The organism is Stenotrophomonas sp. CASM114 (genome assembly GCF_049384325.1).
In the GTDB taxonomy this organism is placed as follows: domain Bacteria; phylum Pseudomonadota; class Gammaproteobacteria; order Xanthomonadales; family Xanthomonadaceae; genus Stenotrophomonas; species Stenotrophomonas muris.
In genome coordinates this window covers 19,495-35,392 of record NZ_JBMRGJ010000008.1, presented here as the reverse complement: position 1 = coordinate 35,392, position 15,898 = coordinate 19,495, and the positions used below count along the sequence as shown (strand labels likewise).

17 protein-coding genes are annotated in these 15,898 nt (G+C 67.5%); 14 read left to right on the top strand and 3 right to left on the bottom strand.

What is annotated here, in order from left to right; all coding sequences use genetic code 11:
• Positions 1 to 218: 218 nt before the first annotated feature.
• Positions 219 to 749: a hypothetical protein gene (locus VG566_RS10415; protein WP_241884692.1), complete on the top strand. Its 531-nt coding sequence runs from the start codon at positions 219 to 221 to the stop codon at positions 747 to 749.
• Positions 743 to 1,159: a hypothetical protein gene (locus VG566_RS10410; RefSeq protein WP_053494923.1), complete on the top strand. Its 417-nt coding sequence runs from the start codon at positions 743 to 745 to the stop codon at positions 1,157 to 1,159. The genes VG566_RS10415 and VG566_RS10410 overlap by 7 nt, the downstream gene beginning before the upstream one ends.
• 78 nt (positions 1,160 to 1,237) lie before the next feature.
• On the opposite strand, the gene VG566_RS10405 is transcribed toward VG566_RS10410, so the two are convergent.
• Both VG566_RS10405 and VG566_RS10400 read right to left on the bottom strand, forming a co-directional pair.
• On the bottom strand, positions 1,238 to 3,748 hold the full coding sequence (locus tag VG566_RS10405) for an FtsX-like permease family protein (protein WP_241884691.1): 2,511 nt from the start codon (positions 3,746 to 3,748) through the stop codon (positions 1,238 to 1,240).
• Positions 3,745 to 4,392 carry an ABC transporter ATP-binding protein gene (locus tag VG566_RS10400; RefSeq protein ID WP_075076551.1) on the bottom strand — a complete coding sequence of 216 codons (648 nt, stop codon included), beginning with the start codon at positions 4,390 to 4,392 and terminating at the stop codon, positions 3,745 to 3,747. Before VG566_RS10400 ends, VG566_RS10405 begins: the two co-directional genes overlap by 4 nt.
• Before the next feature lie 75 nt (positions 4,393 to 4,467).
• Here VG566_RS10400 and VG566_RS10395 point away from each other — a divergent pair, with 75 nt between their 5' ends.
• The 3 genes from VG566_RS10395 (at position 4,468) to VG566_RS10385 (ending at position 7,335) form a co-directional block, all read left to right on the top strand.
• Positions 4,468 to 5,109: an arylesterase gene (locus VG566_RS10395; RefSeq protein ID WP_049406109.1), complete on the top strand. Its 642-nt coding sequence runs from the start codon at positions 4,468 to 4,470 to the stop codon at positions 5,107 to 5,109.
• Between the two features lie 87 nt (positions 5,110 to 5,196).
• Complete coding sequence (locus VG566_RS10390) at positions 5,197 to 5,910, top strand: response regulator transcription factor (protein ID WP_002811889.1); 714 nt, start codon at positions 5,197 to 5,199, stop codon at positions 5,908 to 5,910.
• A 153-nt stretch (positions 5,911 to 6,063) separates the two neighbouring features.
• Positions 6,064 to 7,335, top strand: a complete 1,272-nt coding sequence (locus VG566_RS10385; RefSeq protein WP_014645975.1) for a sensor histidine kinase — start codon at positions 6,064 to 6,066, stop codon at positions 7,333 to 7,335.
• Between the two features lie 135 nt (positions 7,336 to 7,470).
• On the opposite strand, the gene VG566_RS10380 is transcribed toward VG566_RS10385, so the two are convergent.
• Positions 7,471 to 8,172 (bottom strand): SGNH/GDSL hydrolase family protein, encoded by a 702-nt coding sequence (locus VG566_RS10380; RefSeq protein WP_241884690.1) that lies wholly within the window; start codon positions 8,170 to 8,172, stop codon positions 7,471 to 7,473.
• Between the two features lie 213 nt (positions 8,173 to 8,385).
• Between VG566_RS10380 and VG566_RS10375 the strand changes: the two genes are divergently transcribed.
• The 9 genes from VG566_RS10375 to VG566_RS10335 all read left to right on the top strand — a co-directional run bounded on the left by VG566_RS10375 (position 8,386) and on the right by VG566_RS10335 (position 15,825).
• Entirely contained in the window at positions 8,386 to 8,781 is a 396-nt protein-coding gene (locus VG566_RS10375; RefSeq protein WP_014036025.1) for a diacylglycerol kinase, read from the top strand.
• A gap of 33 nt (positions 8,782 to 8,814) precedes the next feature.
• Complete coding sequence (locus VG566_RS10370; RefSeq protein ID WP_005408127.1) at positions 8,815 to 9,564, top strand: TerC family protein; 750 nt, start codon at positions 8,815 to 8,817, stop codon at positions 9,562 to 9,564.
• A 226-nt stretch (positions 9,565 to 9,790) separates the two neighbouring features.
• Positions 9,791 to 10,951 (top strand): MFS transporter, encoded by a 1,161-nt coding sequence (locus VG566_RS10365; protein ID WP_241884689.1) that lies wholly within the window; start codon positions 9,791 to 9,793, stop codon positions 10,949 to 10,951.
• Between the two features lie 537 nt (positions 10,952 to 11,488).
• A complete protein-coding gene (locus VG566_RS10360) occupies positions 11,489 to 12,109 on the top strand; it encodes a LemA family protein (RefSeq protein WP_227864292.1) in 621 nt (206 codons plus the stop codon).
• 3 nt (positions 12,110 to 12,112) lie between these two features.
• Entirely contained in the window at positions 12,113 to 13,000 is an 888-nt protein-coding gene (locus tag VG566_RS10355) for a TPM domain-containing protein (protein WP_049420663.1), read from the top strand.
• Positions 13,000 to 13,494, top strand: a complete 495-nt coding sequence (locus tag VG566_RS10350) for a TPM domain-containing protein (RefSeq protein ID WP_014645980.1) — start codon at positions 13,000 to 13,002, stop codon at positions 13,492 to 13,494. The genes VG566_RS10355 and VG566_RS10350 overlap by 1 nt, the downstream gene beginning before the upstream one ends.
• Positions 13,495 to 13,589: 95 nt before the next feature.
• Positions 13,590 to 14,477: a prolipoprotein diacylglyceryl transferase gene (gene lgt, locus VG566_RS10345; RefSeq protein WP_014645981.1), complete on the top strand. Its 888-nt coding sequence runs from the start codon at positions 13,590 to 13,592 to the stop codon at positions 14,475 to 14,477.
• Positions 14,474 to 15,268: a thymidylate synthase gene (locus VG566_RS10340; protein WP_241884688.1), complete on the top strand. Its 795-nt coding sequence runs from the start codon at positions 14,474 to 14,476 to the stop codon at positions 15,266 to 15,268. The genes lgt and VG566_RS10340 overlap by 4 nt, the downstream gene beginning before the upstream one ends.
• A 5-nt stretch (positions 15,269 to 15,273) precedes the next feature.
• A complete protein-coding gene (locus VG566_RS10335; RefSeq protein WP_241884705.1) occupies positions 15,274 to 15,825 on the top strand; it encodes a dihydrofolate reductase in 552 nt (183 codons plus the stop codon).
• The last annotated feature ends 73 nt before the right edge of the window (positions 15,826 to 15,898 follow it).

Here is a 15,898-nt window from a genome sequence, read left to right as displayed (position 1 = left end):
GGCTTTGGCGGTCCGTTCATGTGCTCTTGGTAGGTGCCGAGCTTGCTCGGCACGCTTTCGATGGTGACGCGATGCGGTGTCTGCGCGCGTCGCCGGACGGATTGGTGCCTTGTGCGCATAAACATGACGCATTTCGCTGGATTTTGTCCGAGTCCGCTTTCCGGCTTCTGCGCATGGGGTAGGGTAGCCGCCCACGCAGTCATTGAACGTCGCCGCAGATGAAGCTTTCCGCCTCGTGCAGTCAAATGTTGTCCGGCGAAGCCTGCGATGATATCGACAGCTTCTTTCTCGAAATCGATGACTTCGAGGAAGCCGCACTTGTTTCGCGAACCCAGCGGATAGACGGGCTGCTCGCGCGTATTGGGCCTCGATGGACATCGGCTTATCTGTTCAGTCTCTGCATGCATGTTCTGGCGACCGTTCGTATTGCCGGCTGCGCGCGCGATCCAGCCGGAGCGAAGATGTTTATCGCATTGAGCTTCACCGATTTCGAGCTGTATGCGGAAGAGGGCGTGCTGCTCCCCAACGTTTTCTACTATCCAGGTTCCGAGGGGGTCGCATTTGGAGCCCGGCGCTGGCACGAAAGCGGCAGCAACACCTCGACGGAAATCGACGCCGTGCGCTCCGTTGTCGAGGATGCTGGCCTGCTCGCGGGTTTTCGCTTCTGCGAAAGCCGCACCAATGGCCCTCCCGGTTACGAAGTTGTTCGTGTCTTTGCGATTCCAATGCATGGAAACGAGGCTTGCTGATGGTCGTGCCAGAACGCCGGATGTTCGATGCCTATCTGTCCGATCCGCAGGTCTATGATCGTCTTGAACGGCATATCCACGACCACTTCATGAAGGCAATCAACGCGGCAAGCCTGCGCATTGAAGACTTCCGCAGCCCGCACTACAACACGTTCTTCGTCGATGGCACTAAGGATCGCGATGCCAATCCGATCTTCTCCGCCAAGCACCTGCCCAGCGGCAACATCGTTCGTATCGTCATTTTTGACAGCCCGCCTGAATACAGCGAAGTCCGCAAGCGGGTAGGGGATAACGAGGAGAAGGACGAGCTCTGCCTGTTCATAACGCTTCTGGGCGTGCAGCGCGCGATGAGCACGACCGTGGCCTGGGCGCAGCAACAGGCGTCCATCATCCCGGCCATTCGTCAGTAGACCCACGCCTTGTGTGGATGCGCTCAGGTGGGGCGCGCAGCGTACAGCCGGCCCCACCCGTAGCGTGTCACGGTCTCCTCAGGCCTCGCGCAGTGCCAATGCCGGCGGCGTATGCAGGATCGCCCGCGTACCCCACCAGCCCGCCAGCAGGCTCAAGCCGATGCCGACCACGCCGCCGATCAGCAGGCCCGGCCACGGTGGCAGCAAGGGCAGCTCGAACACCTTCTGCGACACCGCCACGCCGATCGCTGCGGCCGCGCCCACCGCCAGCAACGCCGCCAGCGTGCCCAGCGCGCCGAACTCCACCAGCACCGCGCCGCGCAGCTGGCGCCGGGTCGCGCCCAGCGTGCGCAGCACCGCGCTGTCGTAGCGGCGCTCGCCGGCGGTGGCCTGCAGCGCCGCCAGCAGCACCAGCACGCCGGCCAGCAGGCTGAACACCATCACCAGCTGCACTGCCTGCGCCACGCGCTCCATCACATCGCGCACCTGCGAGATCACCGCGTCCACGTCCAGCAGCGACAGGTTCGGCTGCGCGCGCACCAGCTCGCCCAGCCCGGCCGCGTTGCCGGACGGCAGATGGAAGGCCGACAGCAGGTTGTGCGGGGTATCGCCCACCGCATTCGGGTTCAACAGCACGAAGAAATTCGGGCGGAATGTGTTCCAGTCCGCCTTGCGGATGCTGGTGACGGTGAACTCGCGCTGCTGCTCGCCTACGGAAATCGTAATGCGATCACCCAGGTGCGCGCCGTAGCGCCGCGCCCAGCTGGTTTCCACCGAGGCTTCCGCCGCGGTGCTGCCGGCCTGCCAGAAGCGGCCCTCCAGCAGCGCATTGGCGGGTGGGAAGCTGCTGCGCCAGCTGAAGTTCAGCGGCCGGTTCTCGTCGTCGTCCTCGCGCGGGCCGTTGTTCGCGCCGTTCCCCTCGGCGGCGGCCTGGTCCACGCGCAGCGGCGGCTTGCCGTTGATCGCGATCAGGCGGCCGGTCGCCATCGGCTCGATACTGGCGTCGCCGGCGCCCAGTCCACGCAATGCGGCCAGCACACCGTCGCGTTGTTCGGGCTGGATGTTGATCAGGAAGTAGTTCGGCGTATCCGCAGGCAGGCGCTCGCGCCACTGCTGCAGCAGGCCGGGTCCGGTCACCGCCAGCAGCAACAACGCGCACAGCGACAGCGACAGCCCCACCAGCTGCATCACCGCCAGCAGCCGGCGCCGGGTCAGCGCGGCCAGGCCCAACCGCCAGTTGCCATGCAGGCGGTGCTGCAGGCCGCGCAGCAGCTGCAGCAGCACGAAGCCGACCGCACCGGCCGCCAGCGCCAGCGCGGCCAGGCCGCCCAGCACCCACAGCGCCAGTTTCAGATCGCCGGTGACCTGCACCGCCAGCAGCAGGCTGACCGCCAGCGCCGCCACATAGGCCAGCAGCGACGCCGGCGGCAGGGCGGCGAAGGAACGGTTGAGCACCCGCATCGGCGGCACCCCGCGCAGGCGCAGCAGCGGTGGCAGGCCGAAGCCGAACAGCAGCAGCAGGCCGATGCCGGCACCGGTCAGCGCCGGCATCGCTTCCGGCAGCGGCAGGCGCTGCGGCACCAGGCTGCCCAGCACCTGCACCAGGCCTTCCTGCGCGGCCATGCCCAGGCCGATGCCGAGCGCACAGGCTGGCACCGCCAGCATCAGCAGCTGCAGCGCCAGGCCCAGCAGGATGTCGCGCTGGCGTGCGCCCAGGCAGCGCAGGATCGCCACCTGGTCGATGCGACGCAGGGCGAAGCGGTTGGCCGCCAGCGCGGTGGCCACACCGGCCAGCAGTACCGCCAGCAGCGCGCTCAGGCCGAGGAAGCGCCCGGCCAGATCGAATGCCTGGCGCACGCCACGCTGGGTGTCGTCCACGCTCAGCAGGCGCAGGCCTTTCGCCTGCGGCAGCAGCCACTGGCGCAGCGCCGCGATCGGCTCCGCTGCGCCGGCGAACATCAGCCGGTAGTTGATACGGCTGCCCGGGCCGAGCAGGCCGGTGCCCTCCACATCAGCGCGGTTGACCAGCAGGGTGGGCGAGAGTGTCAGCAGGTCGCCACCGCTGTCCGGCTCGGCCTCGATGATGCCGGCGATGCGCAGCGTGCCGGCGCCGAACTCGAGGTCATCGCCGGCCTTCAGCCCCAACCCCTGCAGCAGGCGTGGGTCGGCATAGGCCTGGCCCTTGGGCGGCATGCCGGCATCGGCGATCAACGCACCGCCGGGCGTGGCCCGGACCCGCAGCGTGCCGCGCAGTGGATAACCTGCCTGTACCGCCTTGATGCTGGCCATCTGGCTGGCATCGCCGTTGAACAGCACGCTGCCGAAACTGGCGATGCGGGTATGCGCCAGGCCGCGCTGTTGCGCCTCGTCGGCGAATGCCTGCGGCGGATCATCGCGCCCGGCGATGCCGAGGTCGCCGCCGAGCATTTCCGCCGCGCTGCCGGTCAGCGCCAGGTTGACCCGGTTCACCAGCGTGCCCACCGCAGTCATCACCGCCACGCCCAGCACCAGCGCGGCGAACACGGTCAGCAGGTCGCCGGCCAGCGCCTCGCGGCGCAGCGCGCGCCACGCGTGGCGCAGCACGTTCATGCCTGTGCCCCACGCTCGACCGGCAGCAGGCGGCCGTCATCGATGCGGTGGATGTACTGGCAACGCTGGGCCAGGCGCAGGTCGTGGGTGACCAGGACCAGGGTGGTGCCGCTGCCGGCGTTGAGTTCGAACAGCAGGTCGCTGATGTGCTGGCCGGTGGCGTGGTCCAGCGAGCCGGTCGGTTCGTCGGCGAACAGGATGCGCGGACGGGTGACGAAGGCACGTGCCAGCGCCACGCGCTGCTGCTCGCCGCCGGACAGCTGGCGCGGGTAGTGGCGGGCGCGATGGGCCAGGCCGACCTGCGCCAGCACCTCGTCCACCCGCGCGCGGTCCTCGCGTCCGGCCAGTTCCAACGGCAGCGCGACATTCTCGGCGGCAGTCAGCGCCGGCAGCAGGTGGAAGCTCTGGAACACGAAGCCGACCGCACGCGCGCGCAGCTGGGCCCGTGCTTCTTCATCCAGGTCGCCCAGGTTCTGGCCCGCCAGCGCGACGTGGCCGCGGCTGGGCAGGTCCAGTCCGGCCAGCAGGCCGAGCAGGGTGGTCTTGCCGGACCCCGAAGCGCCGACGATGGCCACACTGGTGCCTTCATGGACGGTCAGGGTGATGTTGTCCAGTATGTGGACTTCACCCTCCGGGCCCTGCACGGACTTGCCGACCTGGTCGACGGCGATGGCGACGGGCGTGCTGCGGGGGGACAGGCTGTCGATGAGGAGACTCCAATGCGCAAGACGGGATGGAGCCGGCGAGCCGGCGCGATGATGGTGCTGCTGCTGGGATTGCTGCTGCCCGGGCTGGCCGGAGCCAAAGACCCGGCAGGCACGGTGCTGGTGCTCGGCGACAGCCTCAGTGCTGCCCACAATATCCCTGCCGACGCCGGCTGGGTCAGCCTGTTGCAGCAGCGGGTCAGGCAACAGTCGAAAACACCGGCGCGCATCGTCAATGCCAGCATGAGCGGGGAAACCACGGCCGGCGCGCTGACCCGCCTGCCGGGCCTGTTGGCGAAGGAAAAGCCGACGGTGGTGGTGATCGCGCTGGGCGGCAACGACGCGCTGCGCGGGCTGACCCCGGCACAGGTGCAGGGCAACCTGGAAAAGATGGTACAGGCCAGCCAGAAGGCCGGCGCCAGGGTGCTGCTGCTGGGCATCGACGTGCCGCCCAACTATGGGCCCGCTTACCGCCAGCGCCTGGCGGCGGCCTACAAGGCGCTGGCCACGCAGTACAAGGTGCCGCTGCTGCCGTTCCTGCTGGAGGGCGTGGCCCTGCAGCCGGGCATGATGCAGCCCGATGGACTGCACCCCACGGCGCAGGCGCAATCGAGGGTGCTGGACAACGTCTGGCCACTGCTGCGGCCCCTGCTCTGAACGATTTACAACCCTCTTGACGGAACTTCACATCGCGTCCACCGTCGATCCGGCATGTTTCACAAAGCTGAAGTTAGAGGGAATCACATGCGTCAGACGAAGGAGACCTCCGGCTTGGTGCTGGTGGTCGAAGACAACCGCAACATCTCCGAGATGATCGGGGAATACCTGGAAGGTCGCGGCTTCGAAGTCGACTATGCACAGGACGGCCTGGATGGCTACCGCCTTGCGGCGGAGAACAGCTATGACGTCGTGGTGCTCGACCTCATGTTGCCGCGCCTGGATGGCATCGAAGTATGCCGTCGCCTGCGCAACGATGCGCGCAAGTCCACCCCGGTGCTGATGCTCACGGCACGCGACACGCTGGACGACAAGCTCACCGGCCTCGGTTTCGGCGCCGATGACTACCTGACCAAGCCGTTCGCGATCCAGGAGCTGGAAGCCCGCCTGCGCGCGCTGATCCGCCGTGAACGCCGCCAGGTGGGTTCGGAAGTGCTGAAGGTCGCCGACCTGGTGCTCGATCCGGTCAGCATGCGGGCCACCCGTGCCGGTACCGAACTGCAGCTGTCGCCGATCGGCCTGCGCCTGCTGACCATCCTGATGCGCGAATCGCCGCGCGTGGTCACCCGCCAGGAGATCGAACGCGAGATCTGGGGCAATGGCCTGCCGGATTCGGACACCCTGCGCAGCCATCTGTACAACCTGCGCAAGATCATCGACAAGCCGTTCGACCGTCCGCTGCTGCACACCGTGCAGAGCGCCGGTTACCGCATTGCCGATATCGCCCAGCCGATGGCCTGATCGGGGCCAGGCCGGTGCAGCATCAGGCCCGGCCGGGCAACGACCCCGCACCGGGCACGGATGACCGGCCGGCACTGCCGCCGGTCATCCTCCGTGCACGACTACGGCGCAGCGCGCTGCCTATAATCGCAGCGCTCTGACCGGGACCCCGCAATGCCGCACGGCCTGCCGCGCAAGATCCGTATCGCCTTCATCCTGCAGGCAGTCCTGGCCAGCCTGGGCATCCTGCTCGGTGCCTGGCTGGTTTCGCTGGTGATCAAGCACAGCCTGGTCGGCGCCGCCCTGCGCGAGGAAGCGGCCTATTACTGGACGCTGCACGAGGCCTCGCCGGTGCAGCCACCGCCCAACACCCAGAACATCCGCGGCTACCTGCTGGAAAGCGGGCAGTCGGCGCTGTCGTTGCCGGCCAACCTGCGCAACCTGGAACCCGGTTTCCACGAGCTGCCCAAGGATGACCAGCTGGTACTGGTCGATGTGCGTCCGGCCGGCCGCCTGTACCTGGTGTTCCTGCGTTCGCGTGCGGAGATGCTGGCGTTCTGGTTCGGCATCGTGCCGGTGCTGCTGACCCTGTTGGCGGTGTATGGCGCCAGCTGGGTCACCTACCGGGCCTCCAAGCGCCTGGTGTCGCCGGTGAACTGGTTGGCACGGCGCGTCTCGCGCTGGGACCCGGGTCACCCGGAGGCGGCCGACCTGGAACCGAACAAGCTGCCCGCGGACATGCAGGGCGAGACCCGGCAGCTGGCGGCCGCGCTGCATTCGCTGGCCAACCGGGTCAGCGCGCATGTGGCGCGCGAGCGCAATTTCACCCGCGATGCGAGCCACGAGCTGCGCACGCCGTTGACCGTCATCCGTGTGGCCAGCGACATGGCCCTGGGCGATGAAACCCTGCAGCCGCGCCTGCGCCGCAGCCTGCAGCGCATCCAGCGCGCCGGCCGTGACATGGAAGCGGTGATCGACGCGTTCCTGATCCTGGCCCGCGAGGCCGACGTCGAACCCCAGATCGAGCTGTTCGACGTCAACGACATCGTCCGCTACGAGGTGGACAACGCCAACGAACTGCTGGGTACGCGTCTGGTGTCAGTGCACCTGCACAGCGAAGGCCCGGTGCAGCTGCACGCGCCGCCGCGGGTGCTGCAGGTGGTGGTCAGCAACCTGGTGCGCAACGCCTGCAGCTACACCGACGAAGGGCGTATCGACGTGCACGTGCTCAATGACCGGGTGGTGGTGCGCGACACCGGCATCGGCATGTCCGCCGAGGCGCTGTCGCGCGCGTTTGAACCCTTCTACCGCGCCGAGCCGAGCCGCCCGCAGGGCACCGGCCTGGGCCTGTCGATCGTGCGCCGGCTGTGCGACCGCTTCGGCTGGAAGGTCAGCCTGGCCAGCCAGCCGGGCAAGGGCACCGAAGCCACGGTGGTCTTCCGGTAACGCGGCGACCTGCCGGGGTCGGATCCCGTTGCGGCGCAACCGGCTCTGACCCCATCCCGCTGAAATGTCGGTAGATCCAGGCCATGCGTGGATGGGGTGCGGTAGCGCCGGGCCATGCCCGACGTCCACAGTGCCTCAGTTGCAGTTGACCTTCGGCGCCAGCGCCCTGGTCCAGATCGCATAGCCGGCCGGGGTCATGTGCAGCATGTCCTCGCGGAACAGCGTCGCATCCGGCTGGCCGTCGGCGCCGAGCATCGGCGTGTAGATGTCGGTGAAGCCGGTGTTGGGCAGCCTGGCCAGCGCGGCCTTGATCAGCGCGTTGGCTTCCTTGATTGCCGGCAGCAGGTGCGCGCGCGACGGGCTCGGCTTGATGGACAGGTACTCGACCCTGGTCTTTGGCAGGTCGCGGTGCACGCGCTGCACGAAGGCGACCACATCGTCGCGCACCTGCACGGCGCTGCGGCCGCTGTTGAGGTCGTTGTCACCGGCGTAGAAGAACACCTTGCACGGCGCATACGGCACCACGATCTGGCCGGCATACCAGGTGCTGTCGCGCACTTCCGAACCGCCGAAGCCGCGGTTGAACACCGGCTGGCCGGGGAAGTCGGTGGCCAGGCTCTCCCAGAAGCGGATCGAGGAGCTGCCGATGAACTCGATGCCACCACGCGGCGGCGGGTTGGCCTGGTCGGCGCTGGCGAAGCGGGCCATGTCGCCGGCCCAGGCCACATTGGAGACCTGTTCGGGCACCTGCGGCGGCCTGGCCGGGCTCAGGGCCTGGGCAAGCGGTGCGGCAGTCAGCAGGCCCAGCATCAGCAGGCAGGTACGGCGACGGGACATCAGGCGCTCCAGCAGGCAAGGGGACCTCCATCATAGAAGCACGGCCCAGCCCGGTGCTTGCCCCTGGCAGGCCGTTCAGCGGGCCGGTGCGGGGTGCGGTTGGCGGCCTTGTGGCAAAATGGCGGCCATCTGCCTATTCCTGTGCACCCATGATTTCCTGCCGTGCGTCTGAGCGGTCGCTGCGCCGCGCCCCTGTTGCTGGATGTTCCACCCGTGGCTGATCAGTTCGGCCACATGCCCCGCGGCCCGCGCCGCATCTTCCAGGCCGCCCGCTGGTCCTGGCAGGGGCTGCGCGCCGCCTGGCTGCACGAGTCCTCGTTCCGGCTGGAGGTATACCTGCTGGTGATGCTGACTCCGGTCGCGATCTGGCTGGGCCAGACCCCGGTCGAACGCGCGCTGCTGATCGGCTCGATGCTGCTGGTGCTGGCGATGGAGCTTGCCAACTCGGCCATCGAAGCGGTGATCGAACGCTACGGCAGCGAGATCCATGAGCTGGCTGGCCGCGCCAAGGACATGGGCTCGGCAGCGGTGTTCGTGCTGATGATGAACGTGCTGCTGTGCTGGGCGCTGGTCGTGGTTCCGCACGCGCTGGCCGGCAGCTACGGCTGAAACCCCATTCCCCCACTGCCTTGAAGAGTTTCCATGTCCTTTGAGTTCCTCGCCGACCCCAATGCCTGGGTGACCCTGTTCACGCTCAGCGCGCTGGAAATCGTGCTCGGCATCGACAACCTGGTGTTCATTTCCATCGCGGTCAGCAAGCTGCCGGAAGAGCGTCGTCCGTTCGCACGCAAGCTGGGCATCGCGGTGGCCTGCATCACCCGCATCGGCCTGCTGGTCTCGCTGGCCTACCTGGCGCACATGGCGGCCAACCTGTTCACCGTGGCCGGCATGGGCATTTCCATCCGCGACCTGGTACTGATCGTTGGTGGCCTGTTCCTGATCATCAAGGGCTGCATGGAGATCAAGGAACTGATCAGCGGTGGCGAGGACGAAGACCCCAGCACCACCAAGGCCTCGGCCGTGTTCGGCTACGTGATCGCCCAGATCGCGGTGATCGACATCGTGTTCTCGCTCGACTCGGTGATCACCGCCGTGGGCATCGCCGACCACATCCCGGTGATGGTGGCGGCCATCCTGCTGTCGGTGCTGGTGATGCTGCTGGCCGCCAACCCGCTGGGCCGCTTCATCGACGCCAACCCGACCGTGAAGATGCTGGCCCTGGCCTTCATCCTGATGATCGGTGCGGTGCTGATCCTGGACGGCCTGGACGTGCACGTGCCCAAGCCCTACATCTACGCCGCGATGGGCTTCTCGGTGCTGGTGGAGTGGCTGAACCTGCTGATGCGCCGCCGCGCCCGCGAACACAACGTGCCGGGCGCCGGCAACTGGTAAGCGCGCCATTGGCACGTGTGTCCCAGAACCCCCGGCCTGGCCGGGGGTTCTGCGTTGTGGGGCGCGGCTCTACAACGAACGGCGCTGCGGTTTTTGCACTTGCGGCGGCGTTCCGGCCTTCACTTGTGAATCAGGATCAACAGTGTTTTCCCGGGCCGAGGCTTAATCTGGCGCAGCAAAGCGCGCAGGCTACGCACTCCCGATTCCCGCCCCCCAGGAAACCCCCATGAATTCCAGAGCCGCCTTGCTGGCGCTTGCTGTTGGCGCCTTCGCCATTGGAACCACCGAATTTGCCCCGATGGGCTTGTTGCCGGTCATCGCCGACGGCGTGGGCGTTGGCATCCCCACCGCCGGCATGCTGATCACCACCTACGCCGTGGGCGTGATGCTGGGCGCGCCGGTGATGACCCTGCTGATGGGCCGTTTCGGCAAGCGCACCGCGCTGATGCTGCTGATGTCCATCTTCGTGGTCGGCAACCTGCTGTCCGCGCTGGCGCCGAACTACGGGCTGCTGCTGCTGTCGCGCCTGGTCACCAGCCTCAACCACGGCGCCTTCTTCGGCATCGGTGCGGTGGTCGCCGCCAGCCTGGTGCCGAAGGAAAAGCAGGCTGCCGCCGTGGCCACCATGTTCATGGGCCTGACCATCGCCAACATCGGCGGCGTGCCGCTGGCGACCTGGGTCGGCCAGCAGCTGGGCTGGCGCCTGTCCTTCGCCGGTACTGCGGCGCTGGGCCTGATCGCAATCACCGCGCTGGGCTTCGCGCTGCCGGCATCTGCACCGGGGCCGCGCCCGGACGTGCGCCGCGAACTGAAGGCGATCCTGCAGCCGCCGGTGCTGCTGGCGATGGCCACCACCGTGCTCGGCGCCGGTGCCATGTTCACCCTCTATACCTACGTCGCACCGGTGCTGACCGAATTGACCGGCGCCTCCAATACCTTCATCGCGATCTCGCTGGCGCTGATCGGCATCGGCTTCACCCTCGGCAACGGCATCGGTGGGCGCATGGCCGACTGGTCGCTGGATGGCGCGACACGGATCCTGCTGGCCGTCCTGGCGGTGCTGATGTTCGTGCTGCCGCTGGCCTTCATGAGCCACGCCACCGCCGCCCTCGGTGTGCTGCTGTTCGGCGCGGCGACCTTCGCCCTCGTACCGCCGCTGCAGATCCGGGTGATGCAGGCGGCCAGCGAGGCGCCGGGCCTGGCGTCGTCGATCAACGTCGGTGCGTTCAACCTGGGCAATGCGGTGGGTGCGGCGCTGGGCGGTGCGGTGATCAGCTCGGGCCTGGGCTATGCCGCGATTCCGGTGGCCGGTGGCCTGCTGGCGGCATCGGGCCTGCTGCTGGCGTGGCTGGGGCGTCCCCGCACTGCGGTGGCTGAGGCCTGCTGAGGGGAGAGGGTTTACGGCAGGGCTTGCAGCCCTGCACCCGCTGAATCAACGTCAACGGCAAAAGCCTGCATTCCGTGGGTTGGCGGGGTGGGTCCGGTTGAGGGGGACGCTGCAAGTACGTCCATGTAAGCTCGGTCGCCGCATCCATGCGGCTCACGCCCCCTCAACCGGACCCACCCCGCCTTCGACAGATTCCCGCGATCTGTCGCAACGGCGCCCCGCTCTGGTAGCTGTCGACCTTGGTCGACACGAATGCCTGAAGAACCGGCTTTTGCTTTTCATTTTTTCTTTTGATCTTCCCGCGGTGTGCAGGAAATTGTCCGTGGCCGGGAGGGTGGGTTGGCTGGGGGCGTGAGCGCCATGGATGGCGCGACCGAGCCTACATGGACGTATTCACGGCGTCCCCCAGCCAACCCACCCTCCCGGCCAACCCCGATATCCAGCAAACACAGCACCGCGGAGGGGGCAGTGCCCGATGGCCGGTCTTTCACCCGAACCGTGGCATGCTCGGTGCCAAGCCCACCCGGAACCTCCGCCATGCGCCTGTTCACCCGTGTCCTGCCCCTGATGCTGCTGGTCTCCCTGCTGTCCGGCTGCGGCTACAACGCCATCCAGCAGAAGGATGAGGCGGTCAAGGCCAGCTGGTCCGAAGTGCTCAACCAGTACAAGCGCCGCGCCGATCTGGTGCCCAACCTGGTGCAGACGGTGAAGGGCTTTGCCAGCCAGGAAGAGCGCGTGCTGACCGAAGTCACCAACGCCCGTTCGCGCGTCGGCCAGATCAACGTCAACGCCGACGACGAAGCCTCGCTCAAGCAGTTCCAGCAGGCCCAGGGTGAACTCGGCAGCGCACTGTCGCGGCTGCTGGTGGTCACCGAGAACTACCCGGTGCTGAAGTCCGACCAGAACTTCCGCGACCTGCAGGCCCAGCTGGAAGGCACCGAAAACCGCATCACGGTTGCGCGCGGCCGCTACATCCAGCAGGTGCAGGACTACAACACCTACATCCGTTCGTTCCCGCAGGTGGTCACCGCCAAGATCTTCGGCTACAAGACCAAGCCGAACTTCACGGTGGACAACGAAGCGCAGATTTCCAACGCGCCAGCGGTCGATTTCGGCAACGCGCCGCAGCAGCAGCCGGCACCGCAGCCGGGCCACTGACCGATGCGCCTGGCCACTGCGCTGCTGGCCCTGCTGCTGTGGCTGCCGTTGGCAGCGCAGGCACAGCCGCTGGCGCCGATTCCTGCGCTGGACTCGCCGGTGGTCGATACCACCGGCACGCTGGACGCCACGCAGAAGCAGGCGCTGGTGCAGCAGGCGATCGAGCTGCAGCAGCGCAAGGGCAGCCAGCTGCAGGTGCTGGTGGTGCCCACCACCCAGCCGGAGGACATCGCGCAGTACACCACGCGGGTCTTCGACCAATGGCAGATCGGCCGCAAGGGCGTGGATGACGGCGTGCTGCTGGTGGTGGCCAAGGATGACCGGCGCGTGCGCATCGAGCCGGGCTACGGTCTTGAAGGCGCCATTCCCGATGCCATCGCCAACCGGGTGATCCAGGAATACCTGGTCCCGCGCTTCCGCAGCGGCGACTATGCCGGCGGCATCACCGATGCCACGGCGGTGCTGGTCAAGCTGATCGACGGCGAACCGCTGCCGGCACCGGTCAGCGGCCATCGCGGGCGCGAGCCCGGTGGTGGTGGCGATACCTGGTTCCTGGCGCTGTTCATCGGCGTGTTCGCCGGCAGCATCCTGCGCGGCGTGTTCTCGCGCGTGCCGCGTCCGCTGCGCGGCCTGCTCGGCGGCGCGGGTGCGGCGCTGGCAGCATTCCTGTTCACCTCCACGCTGCTGGCCAGTGGCCTGGCCGGCGTGGTCGGCCTGATCGTGGCGATGCTGTCCGGCCACCCGGGTCGCTTTGCCGGCGGTGGCGGTTGGGGCGGTGGCAGCTGGGGTGGCGGAGGCGGTTTCGGCGGGGGCGGTGGATTTGGTGGTGGTGGTGGCTGGGGCGGTGGCGGCGGCCGTTCCGGTGGCGGTGGCGCTTCGGGAGGCTGGTGATGATCCAACGTCTATTCCGCCATGTATTCTCGCCCTCGGTGCGGCGTGCGTTCCCACCTGCCACATTGCAGGCGATCACCGGGGCCATCGCGGCCGGTGAGCAGCGCCACGGCGGGCAGGTGATGTTCGCGGTGGAAGCGGACCTGCCGCTGGGTGCGCTGTGGCACAGGGTGACCCCGCGCCAGGCCGCCGAGCATGCCTTTGCGCGCCTGCGAACCTGGGATACCGCCCACAACAACGGCGTACTGATCTACCTGCTGCTGGCCGATCACGCGATCGAGATCGTTGCCGACCGTGGCCTGCACGGCCGGGTCAGCCCGGCGCAGTGGCAGCGGGTCTGCACCCACCTGCGCGAGGGCCTGCGCGGCGCCCATCCGGTCGAGGCACTGCAGGATGCCATCGACGAGGTCTCCAGCCTGATCGAAGGGCACTTTCCGGCCTCGATGCGGTCCGAGCATGACGCGTTGCCTGACGCGCCGCAGATCCTGGACTGAACCCTGATCTGCGGCGTGGTCCTCCGCCCGTGCCGGCTCCGGCCCCGGGCGGGGCAGGGACGCTAAAATACCCGTACTCCCGCCAGGCGTTTTCCATGATCTATTTCCACGACATCGACCCCATCGCCCTTTCGCTGGGGCCGATCAAGGTGCACTGGTACGGCATCATGTACCTGCTCGGCTTCACCGCAGCGTGGCTGCTGGGCCGCACGCGCATTGCCGCGGGGCGCCTGCCGGGCGTCGATGCCAACGGCTTCTCCGACCTGCTGTTCTACGCCATGCTCGGCGTGGTGCTGGGCGGGCGCATCGGCTACATGCTGTTCTACGCGCTGGGCGATTTCCTGCACAACCCGCTGCTGCTGTTCAAGGTGTGGGACGGCGGCATGAGCTTCCACGGTGGCCTGCTCGGCGTGCTGGGCGCCTGCTGGTGGTGGTCGCGCAAGCACAAGCTGCATTTCTTCGACACCATGGATTTCATGGCGCCGCTGGTGCCACTGGGCCTGGGCTTCGGCCGCATCGGCAACTTCATCGGCGCCGAGCTGTGGGGCAAGTACACCGACGGGACCTGGGGCGTGGTGTTCCCGTCCGGCCTGCCGGCCCCGCTGAACCAGCTCGACCACGCGACGCTGCAGGCGCAGTTCGCCACCGGCGCATTGAACCCGTACGCCCGCCATCCGTCGCAGCTGTATGAAGCGTTCCTGGAAGGCCTGGTGATGTTCGTGGTGCTGTGGGCGGTGTCGGCCAAGCCGCGCCACCGCTACCTGGTGGGTGGCCTGTTCGCGTTGATGTACGGCCTGTTCCGCTTCGCGGTGGAGTTCGTGCGCATGCCGGACAACGGCGTCTACGTGGCCTTCGACTGGCTGACCCGTGGCCAGATCCTCAGCCTGCCGCTGATCGCCTTCGGCCTGGTGCTGCTGGTGATGTCGCGCCGCGCGCCGGTGCTGCAGCCGCAGTTGCCGGTGGCTGCCGAGGGCAAGGCATGAAGCCCTACCTGGACCTGCTGGCGCACGTGCTCGAACACGGCGCCGACAAGAGTGATCGCACCGGTACCGGCACCCGCAGCGTGTTCGGCTGGCAGATGCGCTTCGACCTCACCGAAGGCTTTCCGCTGGTCACCACCAAGAAACTGCACCTGCGCTCGATCATCCACGAGCTGCTGTGGTTCCTGAAGGGCGACACCAACATCGGCTACCTGAAGGACAACCAGGTACGCATCTGGGACGAGTGGGCCGACGAGAACGGGGACCTCGGCCCGGTCTACGGCAAGCAGTGGCGCAGCTGGGCCACCGCCGACGGCCGCCAGATCGACCAGATGCAGTGGCTTGTGGACGAGATCAAGCGCAACCCCGATTCGCGCCGGCTGGTGGTCAGTGCCTGGAACGTGGGCGAGCTTTCGCAGATGGCGTTGATGCCATGCCATAACCTGTTCCAGTTCTACGTGGTGGACGGCAAGCTCAGCTGCCAGCTGTACCAGCGCAGCGGTGACATCTTCCTTGGCGTGCCGTTCAACATCGCCAGCTACGCGCTGCTGACCCACATGGTGGCGCAGGCCACCGGCCTGGGCGTGGGCGACTTCGTGCACACGCTGGGCGATGCGCACCTGTACTCGAACCACTTCGAGCAGGCCCGCGAGCAGCTGTCGCGCGCGCCGCGCGCGCTGCCGAAGCTGTGGTTGAACCCGGAGGTGACCGACCTGTTCGGCTTCCAGTTCGACGACATCCGCATCGACGGCTACGACCCGCATCCGGCGATCAAGGCGCCGGTAGCGGTATGAGCGCCCTGAAGCTGTCGATGATCGTGGCGCTGGACCGCAACCGTGGCATCGGCCAGGGCAATGCCATGCCCTGGCACCTGCCGGATGACTTCAAGCACTTCAAGGCGCTCACCCTGGGCAAGCCGATCCTGATGGGGCGCAAGACGGCCGAGTCGATCGGCCGCGTGCTGCCGGGGCGGACCAACCTGGTGCTGACCCGCAGCGGCCAAGTGCCGTTCGAGGGCATGCGTGCGGTGGCGTCGCTGGACGAGGCGAAGGCGATTGCCGAAGGCGAGGGCGCCAGCGAGCTGTGCATCATCGGCGGCGGCGAGATCTTCCACCAGTTGCTGGACCAGGCCAGTGACCTGTACCTGACCTGGGTCGATGCCGAAGTCCCCGCCGATACCCATTTCCCCGAAGTGGACGTGCAGGACTGGCAGGAAGTGAGCAGCGAGCCGCACCCGGCCGACGAACGGCACGCCTACGCGTTCCGCTTCGTGCACTACGTGCGCCGCAGATCGCGGAAAATACGAACGAAAACACCGACGAAAACACCGACGGGAACACCGACGGGGTAGAGTCGACTGTTAGTCGACTGCTCTCGGCGGTCACCCGAAAAACCCGCGCTGCGCGCGATAGTCGACTAACAGT